The organism is Ideonella sp. P3_A4 (assembly GCF_056403075.1).
Genome location: NZ_JBFUGE010001149.1, coordinates 1 through 1,084, shown reverse-complemented (window position 1 = coordinate 1,084; position 1,084 = coordinate 1). Strand labels below are relative to the sequence as shown.

Genomic DNA, 1,084 nt, shown 5'->3' with positions numbered 1-1,084 from the left:
GTTCAACTCGTTGCTCGACCTGTCGCGCATCGAGAGCGGCAGCGTGGGTGTTTGCCTGGCACCGGTGGGTGTCAACGGCGTGCTGGACGAAGTGGAAAACCTGTTTCGGGAAGAGGCGCGTTCCCGCGGCTTGTCTTGGCGGCTGCACCGCAGTGCGAATGACGCCGCCGTGATGGCCGATCCGATGCTGCTGCGCCAGTCGCTGATCAACCTGGCGCACAACGCATTGCGCTACACCTCGCGTGGCGGCGTGCTGCTTGCTGCGCGCTCGTGCGGGCCCGATTGGCGCATTGAAGTGTGGGACACCGGAATGGGTGTCGCCGACCATGACCGTGACCAGATCCATTCGCCGTTCTACCGGCCTGCCAATTCCTGGCGCATCGACCGTGTCGGCTTGGGTCTGGGCCTGGCTGTGGTCGCGCGATGCGCCGAGTTGATGCATGCCACCCACGGCTTCGAGTCCGTCGAAGGTCGTGGGTCCAGGTTCTGGATCAGCCTGCCACGTGCGCATCTGTCGACTGGCAGCGATGCACAAACAGTCGGTCCTGCCAATGGCCTGCCGGCGCAACGACTGTCAGGACGCTGCCTCTTCATCGACGACGACCCGCAAGTCTGCGCCGCATCGCAGACGCTGTTGGAAGCTTGGGGCGTTGAAGTTCACTGTGTCGCGACCGCCACCGAAGCGTTCGCCCGCGTCGATGGCGGCTTCGTTCCGCAGGCGATCCTGTGCGATCAGCGTCTGCGCTCAGGCGAAAGCGGGTTGGAAGTGCTCAAGGCACTGTTTGATCGCTGCCCTGACGCCAGTGGCGCCATCGTCAGCGGGGAACATGGTGTCCCCGCGCTGCAGCAGGCCGAGGAAGAAGGCTATATCGTCTTGCGCAAGCCACTCGAAGGTGCACTGCTGCACACGTTGTTGACGAATTGGCTGGCGCCGGACTGCAAGAGTCCTAGCCCGCCGTCAGCGCTTTGGCAATCTGCCCCACCGTCTTCAGCGCTGCCTCCACCCGTTTGTTGTCCGGATGCCCGAAGTTGACGCGGATGTGGTGGGTGTAGCGGTGGTCGGCCGAGAAGAGGTGGCCCGGCG

General features: G+C 64.2%; 1 protein-coding gene. It reads left to right on the top strand.

Annotated features, from left to right (window positions below):
* On the top strand, positions 1 to 1,033 hold a 1,033-nt coding region (locus AC1DYI_RS36560; RefSeq protein WP_477208975.1), incomplete at its 5' end, for an ATP-binding protein.
* Positions 1,034 to 1,084 lie beyond the last annotated feature (51 nt).